General features: G+C 76.0%; 13 protein-coding genes. 12 read left to right on the top strand and 1 reads right to left on the bottom strand.

Features of this window, described 5'->3' with window-relative positions:
• From B0E53_RS27310 to B0E53_RS40250, 10 genes are all read left to right on the top strand, one after another.
• On the top strand, nucleotides 1-841 hold an 841-nt coding region (locus B0E53_RS27310), incomplete at its 5' end, for a phage baseplate assembly protein V (RefSeq protein WP_246835618.1).
• Complete coding sequence (locus tag B0E53_RS27315) at nucleotides 841-1,179, top strand: hypothetical protein (RefSeq protein ID WP_107078649.1); 339 nt, start codon at nucleotides 841-843, stop codon at nucleotides 1,177-1,179. The genes B0E53_RS27310 and B0E53_RS27315, both read left to right, overlap by 1 nt.
• On the top strand, nucleotides 1,176-1,613 hold the full coding sequence (locus B0E53_RS27320; protein ID WP_107078650.1) for a GPW/gp25 family protein: 438 nt from the start codon (nucleotides 1,176-1,178) through the stop codon (nucleotides 1,611-1,613). Before B0E53_RS27315 ends, B0E53_RS27320 begins: the two co-directional genes overlap by 4 nt.
• Complete coding sequence (locus tag B0E53_RS27325) at nucleotides 1,610-4,228, top strand: putative baseplate assembly protein (RefSeq protein ID WP_107078651.1); 2,619 nt, start codon at nucleotides 1,610-1,612, stop codon at nucleotides 4,226-4,228. Before B0E53_RS27320 ends, B0E53_RS27325 begins: the two co-directional genes overlap by 4 nt.
• A complete protein-coding gene (locus B0E53_RS27330; protein ID WP_107078652.1) occupies nucleotides 4,209-4,754 on the top strand; it encodes a phage tail protein in 546 nt (181 codons plus the stop codon). The genes B0E53_RS27325 and B0E53_RS27330 overlap by 20 nt, the downstream gene beginning before the upstream one ends.
• A complete protein-coding gene (locus B0E53_RS27335; RefSeq protein ID WP_107078653.1) occupies nucleotides 4,751-5,671 on the top strand; it encodes a hypothetical protein in 921 nt (306 codons plus the stop codon). The genes B0E53_RS27330 and B0E53_RS27335 overlap by 4 nt, the downstream gene beginning before the upstream one ends.
• A complete protein-coding gene (locus B0E53_RS27340) occupies nucleotides 5,668-6,144 on the top strand; it encodes a hypothetical protein (RefSeq protein ID WP_107078654.1) in 477 nt (158 codons plus the stop codon). Before B0E53_RS27335 ends, B0E53_RS27340 begins: the two co-directional genes overlap by 4 nt.
• Before the next feature lie 48 nt (nucleotides 6,145-6,192).
• On the top strand, nucleotides 6,193-6,963 hold the full coding sequence (locus B0E53_RS27345; RefSeq protein WP_107078655.1) for a hypothetical protein: 771 nt from the start codon (nucleotides 6,193-6,195) through the stop codon (nucleotides 6,961-6,963).
• An 85-nt stretch (nucleotides 6,964-7,048) separates the two neighbouring features.
• Complete coding sequence (locus B0E53_RS27350; protein WP_107078657.1) at nucleotides 7,049-8,056, top strand: LacI family DNA-binding transcriptional regulator; 1,008 nt, start codon at nucleotides 7,049-7,051, stop codon at nucleotides 8,054-8,056.
• Nucleotides 8,057-8,257: 201 nt separating this feature from the next.
• Nucleotides 8,258-8,383, top strand: a complete 126-nt coding sequence (locus B0E53_RS40250) for a hypothetical protein (protein WP_256567476.1) — start codon at nucleotides 8,258-8,260, stop codon at nucleotides 8,381-8,383.
• Between the two features lie 40 nt (nucleotides 8,384-8,423).
• Here B0E53_RS40250 and B0E53_RS27355 read toward each other — a convergent pair whose 3' ends face one another.
• Nucleotides 8,424-9,059, bottom strand: a complete 636-nt coding sequence (locus B0E53_RS27355) for a DedA family protein (RefSeq protein WP_210406234.1) — start codon at nucleotides 9,057-9,059, stop codon at nucleotides 8,424-8,426.
• A 182-nt stretch (nucleotides 9,060-9,241) separates the two neighbouring features.
• Between B0E53_RS27355 and B0E53_RS27360 the strand changes: the two genes are divergently transcribed.
• Both B0E53_RS27360 and B0E53_RS27365 read left to right on the top strand, forming a co-directional pair.
• Nucleotides 9,242-9,688 carry an ATP-binding protein gene (locus tag B0E53_RS27360; protein ID WP_246835619.1) on the top strand — a complete coding sequence of 149 codons (447 nt, stop codon included), beginning with the start codon at nucleotides 9,242-9,244 and terminating at the stop codon, nucleotides 9,686-9,688.
• Nucleotides 9,689-9,753: 65 nt separating this feature from the next.
• Entirely contained in the window at nucleotides 9,754-10,473 is a 720-nt protein-coding gene (locus B0E53_RS27365; RefSeq protein ID WP_107078656.1) for an HD domain-containing protein, read from the top strand.
• Nucleotides 10,474-10,687 lie beyond the last annotated feature (214 nt).

Here is a 10,687-nt window from a genome sequence, read left to right on the forward strand (position 1 = left end):
CGGGGTGCGCACGGCCGTCGACCAGCCGGGCCGCAGCGACGACGAGCTGGCCGCCCTCGCCCAGGCCGGGCTGGACGCCCGGGTCGCCGCGCTGGTCACCGCCGAGGGCACGGCCGAGGGTGATCCGGCGCTGCGCCCGGGCCGGCGGATCGCGCTGGCCGGCGTACCCGACCCGGTCGCCGGGGTGTACGTGCTCACCGAGGTGGTGCACACGCTCGACGCGAACGGGCACCTGACCCGCTTCTCCACGGTCCCGCCCGCGCCGCCGCCCGCCGCCGCGCCGGTGGCGGCCACGGTCACCCTCGGCACGGTCACCGACGTCGACGACCCGGGCGGGCTGGGCCGGGCCCGGGTGACCCTGCCCGCGTACGGGGACCTGGACGCCGGTTGGCTCGCCGTGCTCTGCCCGGGCGCGGGACGGGGCAAGGGCATCGTGGCGCTGCCCGACCCGGAGGACACCGTGCTGGTGGCGCTGCCCGGCGGTGAGCCGGCCTCGGGCGTCGTGCTCGGCTCGCTGTTCGGCGCGGTCGAGCCGTACGACGCGGGGATCGTGTCCGGGCGGTCCCGGCGCTGGTCGATGCGGACCGGCACCGGCCAGTCGATCGTCATCGACGACGACGGGCGCGCCCTGCGGCTGGCCACCGACGGCGGCAGCTTCGTCGAGCTGCGTCCCGAGCTAACCACCGTGCACGCGGCCGGCGACCTGGTGCTCTCCGCGCCGGGCCGCGCCATGGTGGTGCGCGCCCGCACCGTCGACTTCCTGCACGCGGAGGCGGCCGAGGACGCCGAGACCGCCGCCGCCCAGGCCCGTACCCTCGCCCGCGCCCACGGAGGTGGCTGATGCGCTGGATCCACCGCGACTCGCTGATCACCTGCGACCACGACGGCCGGGTGGCCAACCGCCCCTCCCAGCGATGGGTGACCGTGGGGGGCGTACCGGTGCTGGTCGAGGCCGACCCGGAGGGGCGGGACATCGCCGCGTGCCCCAACTACGGACCGACCATCAAGCCCTGCGCCAAGACGCTGCAGGTGACCGTCGGCTACAGCGCCTGGCTGCGGGTGGACGGCCACCGGGTAGTGCTGTCGAACCTGGACGGCCTGACCGACGGCACCCCGCCCGGGCTGGTCCACCACACCGTCCGCGACCCGCGGCAGACCTACCTGGGGGCGGACGCATGAGGGCCTTCCGCTTCGTCGGCGCCGGCTTCGACGCGGGTCGCACCGGCGGTCTCGCGCTGACCGCCGCCGGCGGCCTGGCCATGACCGAGGGCGACGAGACCGTACGCCAGGCGCTGTTCCTGCTGCTGTCCACCACGCCGGGCGAGCGGCTGATGCGCCCCGGGTACGGCTCCCGGCTGCACCGGCTGGTCTTCGCGCCCAACGACGACACCACGGCCGGCCTGGCGATCCACTACGTCCGGCAGGCGATCCGGCGCTGGGAGCCCCGGGTCGAGGTGCTCGACGTGGACGCCGGGCCGGACCCGGACGACCCGTGGCGGCTGGTGATCCGGCTGGACTACCGGGTGCGGGCCAGCCTGTCCCCCGGCCAGTTGGTCTTCTCCGTCGACCTGCTCCCCGTCGACGACGACCCCGGCGAGGAGGCGACCCCATGACGCTGCCGGTGCCGCACCTGGACGACCGCGCCTTCCTCGACCTGGTCACCGAGGCGCGGGAACGGATCCGCCGGTCCTGCCCGGACTGGACGGACCTCTCCGCGCACGACCCGGGGATGGCGCTGCTGGAGGCGTTCGCCTACCTCACCGAGGTGATGATCTACCGGCTGAACCAGTTGCCGGAGAAGGCGTACGTGGCCTTCCTCAACCTGCTCGGGGTGACCCGGCACCCGCCGGCCGCCGCCTGGGCGGACGTCCGCTTCACCCGGACCGGGCCGGACCGCGGCGCGGTCCGCGTCCCGGCCGGCACCCGGGTCGCCGCCGCCCGCGGCGCGGACCCCCGGCCGGTCGTCTTCGTGACCACCGAGCCGGCCGTGCTGCCCGCGGGCGAGACCGAGGTGACGGTACGCGTGCACCACTGCGAGCCGGTCGAGGCGGAGCTGCTGGGCACCGGCACCGGGCAGGCCGGGCAGGTGTTCCGGGCGGCCCGGGCGCCGCTGGCCCGGACCACCGAGGCACTGGACCTGCTGCTCGGGGTGGAGGTGCCGACCGGGTCGGTGGAGCTGGGCGCGGCCGCCCGGGAGCACGAGGGCCGCACGTACGAGATCTGGCGACCGGTGGACAGCTTCGCCGGCGTCGGCCCGCAGGCCAAGGTCTACCTGGTCGACCGGGCCTCCGGGGTGGTCACCTTCGCCCCGGCGCTGGACCTGCGGCCGGCGGACGGGTCCGGGCCGGGTGTCGAGGGGGCGCCCGGCCCGGTCGCGGCGGTGCCGCCGGCCGGCCGGCAGGTCCGGCTCTGGTACCGCTGCGGCGGCGGGCCGGCCGGGAACGTGGCGGCCGGGACGCTGACCACCCTGCGCGACCCGCTGCCCGGGCTGCGGGTGGACAACCCGGTCCCGGCCGCCGGCGGCCGGGACCTGGAGTCGCTGGAGTCGGCCCTGGCGCGCGGGCCGTACGAGTTCTTCGCCCAGCAGCGCGCGGTGACCGCCCGGGACTACGAGATCCTCGCCGCCGGGTCCGGGGCGGTGGCCCGGGCCCGGGCGTTCACCCGGGCGGCGGTCTACAGCTTCGCCCGCCCCGGCGAGGTCGAGGTGGTGCTGGTGCCGTACGTCCCGGAGCAGGCCCGCCCCGGCGGCCGGCTGCCGGTGGCGGTGCTGCGCGAGCACGAGGTCGAGGAGGCCCGCCGCCGGGTGGAGGCCGACCTGGAGCGGCGCCGGGCGCTCGGCACGGCGGTGCGGGCCGGCTGGGCGCGCTACAAGGCGGTCTCCATCCGGGCCCGGGTGGTGGTCCGCCGCGAGGAGGACGTGGACGCGGTCCGCCGGCGCATCCACGACCGGCTGCACCAGACGCTGAGCCCGCTGCCCACCCCGCTCAACCCGGCCGGCTGGGCGTTCGGCGAGCCGCTGCGGGCCTCCAACGTGTACCGGATGCTGGAGCACGCCGAGCCGGGCGTCCGCTACGTCGAGTCGGTGCGGTTCGTGGTCGACGAGGCGCCGGACGCCCAGGTGCGGGCCGTGGCCGTCGACCAGTACCAGCCGGGCACCTGGTACGCCGGGCGCGGCCCGGTGCTGTTCCGCTCGACCAACGCCGGGGCGGGCTGGGAGCCGGCCGGCCGGTTCGACGGCGAGAGCGTGGTGGGGGTGGTGCCCGCCCCCGCCCCGGCCCGCCCCGGCGTGGTGCCCCGGGCCGGTTCGGTGGCCGTGGTGACCACGCGTGACGCCGGGGGCTCCCGGGTCCGGTTGAGCACCGACCTCGGCGAGACCTGGACGCTCCTCACCGACCTGGACTCCGGTGTGCGCGACCTGGCCTGGATCGACCGGGACGGCGCGGGGGCGCTGCTGCTGGCCACCGACGCCGGCCTGTACGAGGTGTCCCTGCTGCCCGGCGCGGTGCCGTTGCAGATCCTGGTCGACCCGGCCGACGCCGACCGCGGCTTCTACGCGGTCCGGTCGTTCGTCTCCGAGCGCGGCGCGCCCGGGGTGGCGGTGGCGGCGCAGGCCGGCTTCGGCGTCTACCTGTCCACCGCCGCCGGCCGCCCCGGCAGCTTCGCCCACGTCGGCCTGGCCAACGTGGACAACCGGGTGCTCGCCGTGCAGTACGACGGCCCGGCCACGCTGCTGTGGAGCGGCGCCGGCGAGCCGGACCCGAAGAAGCCCGGGCAGGGTTGCCACCGCACCCGGCTGTTCGAGTCCGACGTGAAGTGGCAGTCGGTGGCGAGCGGCTGGATCGGCGGCACCTGCCGGGACCTGGCGTTCAGCGGCACCCTGGCGCTGGCCGCCACGCAGAGCGGCGGGGTGGTCCGGCTGGACACCCTGGCCGCGCAGCCGCAGTGGCAGCCCGTGATGGTCAACTGCGGGCTGCCGCTGCGCGACCGGACCCGGTTCGTCCCGGTCGACGCGATCGCCGCCACCGTGCCCTCCGGCGCCGGTGGGGCCGGCCGGCTGATCCTGGCCGGCGGCGAGCGCGGGGTGTACCGCAGCGGCGACGCGGAGGACTGGACGGCCAGCGCCAACCAGGCCACCGCCGACGTGGTCACCGTCCCCGGCACCTGGCTGCTCTGCTCCGGCGAGCACGACATCGAGGTGGTGCGGCAGGATGCGCCGAGCGACGATTGAGCGGCTGCTGCCGGCCGCGTACCAGCGGGCCGCCGGCCCGGGCAGCGTGCTGGGCGCGCTGCTGGACGTGATGGAGGCGCTGCACGCCCCGGACGAGGCGGTGCTCGCCGACGTGGATGCGCTGTTCGCGCCGTACCGGACGCCGGACGGGTTCGTGGCCTACCTGACCCGGTGGGTGGCGATGGACCACGTGGTCGCCGCGCCCCGGGCGGACGCGCCGCTGCCGCTGCCGCTGGGCCGGCTGCGCGACCTGGTGGCGCACGGCGCGCTGCTGGCCCGGTGGCGGGGCACCCCGTACGGGATGCGGACCGCGCTGGAGCTGGCCACCGGGGTGACCGGGTTCGTGCTGGACGAGCCGGCCGACCGGCCGTTCCACGTGGTGGTCCGGGTGCCGCCGGCCGCCGCCGACCGGCTCGCCCTCGTCACCCGCATCGTCGAGGCGGAGAAGCCCGCCGCGGTCACCGTCGAGGTGACCACCGACCCGGCCACCGCAGCACAGGACCAGCCGTCAAAGGAGCCGTCATGACCACCGAATGGACCGTCGTCGCCGCCGCCGAGCAGTTCACCCTGGACGCGCGCAACTGCGGCGAGCTGACCTTCACCGTCTCCAACCCGGGCGAGGCGCCGGATACCGTGGTCTTCGACGTGGCTCCCGGTGAGGGCACCCAGCGCGGCTGGTTCACCGTGGCCGAGCCGCAGCGGGTGGTGCCCGGGCAGGGCTCGGTGTCGTTCCTGGTCCGGCTCGCCGTGCCGCCCGGCACCCCGCCCCGGCGCTACGACATGACCGGGTTCGCGTACTCGGCGAACACCGCGCCCGAGGAGAGTTCCCGGTCCAGCGGCCGGGTGACCTACGACGTGCGGGCGGTCGTACCCCCGAAGCGGGCGCCGTGGCCGTGGCTCGCGGCCGCGGCGGCGCTGCTGCTGGTGGTGGCCGGGACGGTGGTCTGGCTGGTGAGCCGGGGTGGGGACCCGGCGCCCCCGCCCCGGGCCCAGGTGGTGACCGTGGAGGCGGAGAGCCTGATCCCCGGCGCGGCGGTGCAGTCGACCACGGCGGCGCCGGCGCAGGTGGTGTCCCAGGCGAACTGTTGCGAGGTGGTCTGGTCCGGGGACGCGCAGCTCTTCTTCCTGGGCCGGGCGGTGGGTGACCGGGTGACCGTCTCCGTGGACCTGCCCGCGGACGGCACCTGGCGGCTCTCCGCCGTGCGCACCACCTCGTTCGACTACGCGAACACCATTTGGCTGGTCGACGGCCGGCAGGTCGGCGACACCTTCTTCGGTTTCACCCCGACGGTGGTGCGCACCGACTTCGTGGACGTGGGCACCGTGGAGCTGGCCCGGGGGCCGCACAAGCTGAGCCTGGTGGCGGTGAGCAAGACGCAGGGCACCGACCGGTACTACGCCGGGGTCGACCAGATCCGGTTCACCCAGCTCCTCCAGCCGTGAGCGGGCGGCAGAAGGTGCTGCTGGCGGCCCTCGCCGGCCTGCTGGTGGTGCTGTACGTGGTGGCGGTGGGCGGCGGCCGGCACGACCGGGGCGACCCGGCCGCCGGGCCCGGCTGGCTGGCCCGGTTCGGCGGGGACGCCGGCACGGTGGACCCGGCGACGGTGACCGTGGCGTGCGTGCCGCCGGCCAACGAGCCGAGCCCGTCCGCCGAGGGCGTGGTGGTCGGCTTCGGCACCGCCTGCCGGCTCCGGGTGGCCGATCCGGGCGGCCTGCGCAGCCTGGTGCTGCGCAGCGCGGCGCCGTTCGTGGTGACCGCCCCGGCACCGGGGGACGCCGACGTCACGGTCACCGACGAGGTGACACCCGGCGGGGACGGCACGGCGGTGGCGAAGGTGGCGGTGGACGGCGAGACCGAGGTCGTTCTGCGGTGCCCGGGAGGTGGCGGATGCGTGGTCACCGTCGCCCGGTCCTGAGGGGACGCGGGCCCGGCCGGCCGGCGCCGGCCGGTGAGGAGACGCGACATGGGTGAGCTGCGCAAACCGTTCCTGCTGCTGGCGCTGCTCGCCATCGCGCTGGTGGTGGGGCTGGAGCTGGGGGCGGCGGCGCTCACCGGCGGCGGGGACGCCGGCGGCGCGCTGCGGGACAGCGCCGGGCAGCTCGGCGTCGCGCTGGCCGACGTGGGCACGGTGACCGAGCCGTCCGGCCGGGGCACCGGTCACCTGGCGTTGATCGACCTGGTGGCGCTCTGGACCACGGGGCTGTTCAGCCTGAGCCTGGTGGTGCCGGACCGGATCCAGGGCCGGGTACAGGGAGTCGCCACCCTGGTCTTCTCGATCGTGCTGCTGCTGGTGTCGCTGGTCCTGCTGATCGTCGCCTTCGTCGAGCTGACCGTGATGGTCTCGCTGTTCCTGGCCGCGCCGTTCGGCACGCTGGCGTACCTGGCGGTGTGGGGGTTCTTCCCGGTCGGCGACGCGGCCGTGCTGCTCGGCCTGGTGCTGCTGCTCAAGCTCGTCTGGGCGGCGCTGCTGCTGGCCGCCCAGCCGCGCTTCCTGCAGAACAAGGGCCTGGTGCTGCTGGCGCTGACCACGCTTGTCGGGACGGTCGTGCTGGAGTTCCTGCACCACCTGGTGCCGGGGATCCTGGTCAGCATCACCGACGACCTGGGCGCGGTGGTCTTCGCCGTGGTGGCGCTGATCTGGGCGCTGGTCCTGCTGATCGGCTCCATCCCCGCCATCGTCAAGGCCGTCCGCAGCACGGCGACCACCTCCCGCCCCACCGCCCGCTCCGGGTGAGCGCCGCCTCCACCGATCAGGCAAGGGCTTTCCCCGCGGCGCTGCGGTAGCCTCTCGGCCACCGGGGTGTGCGAGGGGGGTGCGCATGGCGACGCTGGCCGACGTCGCCCGTCGGGCGGGCGTCTCCCCCGCGACCGCGTCGCGGGTCATCAACGGCAGCAGCAAGCCGGTCGCCGAGGAGCTGCGCGAGCGGGTGCGCAGGGCCGTCGCCGAGCTGCGGTACGTGCCGAACGCGCACGCCCAGCTGCTGGCCCGGCCGCAACGCAGCGTGGTCGGCGTGCTGGTGCACGACGTCTCCGACCCGTACTTCGCCGAGGTGACCCGGGGCCTGCAACGGGTCGCCACCGAGCGGGGCCGGCTGGTCATCATCTGCAACAGCTACCGGGACCCGGAGCGGGAGGTGGAGTACGTCGACCTGCTCCGCGCCCAGCAGGTCGCCGCCATCGTGCTGGCCGGCTCCGGCTACCACGACCCCACGGTCAACGCCCTGCTCGACGAGCGGCTCGCCGCGTACGCGGCCAACGGCGGGCGGGTGGCGGTGATCGGCCGGCACCGGCACCGGGGCGACGCCGTGCTGCCGGCCAACGAGGAGGGCGCCCGCCTGCTCGGCGCGGAGCTGCGCCGGCTCGGGCACCGGGCGGTCGGCGTGCTCGCCGGCCCGCGCTCCCTCACCACGACGAGCGACCGGATCGCCGGGCTCGGCGCCGGCCTGGGCGAGCCGCTGCCGGAGGCGTGGATCCGGTACGCGGACTTCACCCGCGACGGCGGGGCCCGGGCCACGGCGGACCTGCTGGACGCCGCGCCGGGGCTGACCGCGATCGTGGCGCTGAACGACTCGATGGCGGTCGGCGCGCTGAACCTGCTCCGCGCCCGCGGGGTACGGGTGCCGGCGGAGGTCTCGGTGGTCGGTTTCGACGACATGCCGATCGCCGCCGACGTGACCCCGGCGCTGACCACGGTCCGGCTGCCGCTGGCCGAACTCGGCGCCCGGGCCATGACCCTGGCGCTGGAGCCGGCCGACGGACGGGACCGGGTGGAGAGCCTCCCCGCCGAACTGGTCCGCCGGGACAGCCTCGGCCCCGCCCCGACCTGACCGGCTCAGCCCTGGCCCCGATCAGCTCGGCCGGAGCGGACCGGCCGGAGACGCCCGGTACGCCGCCCTTCGAGAACATGACCGGCTCCACGCACGTCGGCAAGGGCTCCTCGCCCGGCCGGTAATACCGTTGCCGCCCACGGACGGTCCTGCGACCATCGAAGCCATGATCAAAAGAGAGGGCGTGACCACCTCGGCGCGATGAGCGCGCCGCACCGGCAGCGGGACCAGCACCGCTCCGGACTGTGCAACGGCCCGGCGAACCACCACCGCCGGCACCGGACGGCAGGGCTCCGCGACTGGCTCTGGACCGTCTTCCCCATGTGACCCACGACCACGCTCCCGCCGGCTCGGACCACCGGCGCGGTCAGCGGGGTCCGGCGGCGTGCGCCCGTTCGCGGCGGGCGGCCCGCCGGGCCCGGACCACCCGCACGACCACCACGAGCACCACGACGGCGAGCAGCGCCTCGCCGCCCCAGCCGAGCCGCCGCTCCAGCAGCCGGAACGACGCACCGGCCAGGTAGCCGAGCAGCGCCACGGTCACCGCCCACAGCGTGCCCCCGGCCAGGTTCGCCAGGGTGAACGCGCGCCGCGAAAGGCCGCTCATCCCGGCCAGCCCGGGCACCAGGGCGCGCAGCGCGGCCGCCCACCGGCCGAGCACCACCGCGGCGGCGCCCCGGCGGCGGACCAGGTCCAGCGCCCGTGACAGCTCCCCGGAGCGGACGAACCGGCGGGGCGTGCGGGCCAGCAGCCGCCGGCCGTACCGGCGGCCCACCAGAAAGCCGACCTGGTCGCCGAGGGCCGCGCCGGCTATCGCCGCGAGGATCACCGCCCAGAGCGGCAGCCGCCCCTCGTGGGCCAGCACCCCGCCGACCAGTACCGCGATCTCGCCCGGCACGAGCAGCCCGAGAAGGGTCGACGCCTCCAGCGCCGGCAGCAGGAACACCAGGGCCAGCACCAGCGCGGGCGGCAGCGCCACCAGCAGGTTCAGCACCAGGTCCACCCGCCGATTGTGACCCGCGGGCCGCCGGCGCCGGGCCCGCCCCGCGGGGATCGGGCATCCGGTCGGAACCAACGGCCGGGTCGAGGAATACCGCCGGCCCGGATCGGGGACAATGACGGACAGGACGGGACGGTGACGACGAGCGCCCAGGCCCGGCAGGTGCGCGGGACGGGGGACCGGACGTGGAGGGTGGGACAGCCGCCGGGCTGGTGCCGGGCGACGACCCGGCCGGGACGGCCCCGGTCTTCACCGTCGACCTGCCCGCCGACCCGGGCCGGCTCGCCCCCACCCGGGAGCGGCTGCGGGGCTGGTTGCGCGCCCACGGGGTGAGCGACTACGACATCGAGACGGTGCTGATCGCCACCGGCGAGGCGTGCGCCAACGCCATCGAGCACGGCTACCGCTTCGCGCCCGAGGGGATCACCACGCTCAGCGCCGGGCTGCGCGGCGACCACCTGGTGATCGAGGTGCGCGACCGCGGCGGCTGGCGGGGGGCGGACGCCGGCGGGGACGGCACCGACCGGGGCCGGGGACAGCTGATCATGAACCGGGTGATGGACGAGGCGAGCATCGTCGGCACCCCGGAGGGCACCACGGTCCGTCTGGTGAAGCGGCTCACCGGCAGCTGACCGGATACGGTCGGGAGGCCGACCGGGGGCCACACTGCCTGGCAAAGATCAGTTATAAGGGACGCATGGAATTCCCGGCGTACCTGGCGACCATGCCGATGCACGCGATCACCGAGATCCACGGCGAGCCGGGCCTGCTGGCCCGCTTCCGGCTGGAGGTCGAGGCGTTCGACGAACCCGCCCGGGAGCGGCTCACCGCCGCCCTCGACCTCGCCGCCGAACTGCACCGGGAGGACCGGCGGGTGCGCGAGCCGTACCTGAACCACCTGCTCCGGGTGGCGATCCGGATGATGCACCACTACCAGGTGCGGGACGTGGACGTGATCGTGGCGGGCCTGCTGCACGACGCCGTGGAGGACCACCCCGCGGAACTGGCCGGCCCGGACGTCGCAGGAGATCCGACGCCAGCCGCGCTGGCCGCGCTGGCCGCGCGGTTCGGTCCGCGGGTCGCCCGGCTGGTCGGCGCGGTCACCAACCCGGCGTACGACCCGGGGCGCGACCGGCACGTCCAGTACCGGGAACACGTGGCGGCGAGCCTCGACCGGGAGCCCTGGGCGCGGGTGATCAAGGTGTCGGACTTCACCGACAACGGGGTGGGTGTGATCCACACGGTCGGGCCGAAGGTGGCCCGCTCGGCGGCCAAGTACCGGCCGCTGGTGCCGGTCTTCCGTGATCTCATCGCCCGGCCGGACACACCGCTGTCGGCGCCCGTGAAGCGGCACATCTTCGCCCAGCTCGACCTCGCCGAGGAGCGGTTCAGCGCGATCCTCGACCAGCCGAACTGACCGGCGACCGGCCAACTGGCGCCCGGGGACGGGGCGCCGACCCGGCGGCCCGGTCAGCCGGCGTCCGCGGGTGGGGCGCCGACCCGGCCGCCCAGGGCGGCGGTGATCCGGGCCCGCAGCGCGGGCAGCCGGTCGCCCGCCGCGGCGCTCGACGTGCGCTCGGGCACGAGGTCGATCAGGGCTTCTCCGGCGACGACGATCACGAGATGGGGTC

The organism is Micromonospora sp. MH33 (genome assembly GCF_003013775.1).
GTDB classification, from domain to species: Bacteria; Actinomycetota; Actinomycetes; order Mycobacteriales; family Micromonosporaceae; genus Micromonospora; species Micromonospora fulviviridis.

Coding starts and splice junctions, on each gene's coding strand:
- B0E53_RS27345 (WP_107078655.1), top strand. CDS start 6,193: ATGGGTGAGCTGCGCAAACCGTTCCTGCTGCTGGCGCTGCTCGCCATC.
- B0E53_RS27365 (WP_107078656.1), top strand. CDS start 9,754: ATGGAATTCCCGGCGTACCTGGCGACCATGCCGATGCACGCGATCACC.
- B0E53_RS27320 (WP_107078650.1), top strand. CDS start 1,176: ATGAGGGCCTTCCGCTTCGTCGGCGCCGGCTTCGACGCGGGTCGCACC.
- B0E53_RS27350 (WP_107078657.1), top strand. CDS start 7,049: ATGGCGACGCTGGCCGACGTCGCCCGTCGGGCGGGCGTCTCCCCCGCG.
- B0E53_RS27330 (WP_107078652.1), top strand. CDS start 4,209: ATGCGCCGAGCGACGATTGAGCGGCTGCTGCCGGCCGCGTACCAGCGG.
- B0E53_RS27325 (WP_107078651.1), top strand. CDS start 1,610: ATGACGCTGCCGGTGCCGCACCTGGACGACCGCGCCTTCCTCGACCTG.
- B0E53_RS27315 (WP_107078649.1), top strand. CDS start 841: ATGCGCTGGATCCACCGCGACTCGCTGATCACCTGCGACCACGACGGC.
- B0E53_RS27335 (WP_107078653.1), top strand. CDS start 4,751: ATGACCACCGAATGGACCGTCGTCGCCGCCGCCGAGCAGTTCACCCTG.
- B0E53_RS40250 (WP_256567476.1), top strand. CDS start 8,258: ATGAGCGCGCCGCACCGGCAGCGGGACCAGCACCGCTCCGGACTGTGC.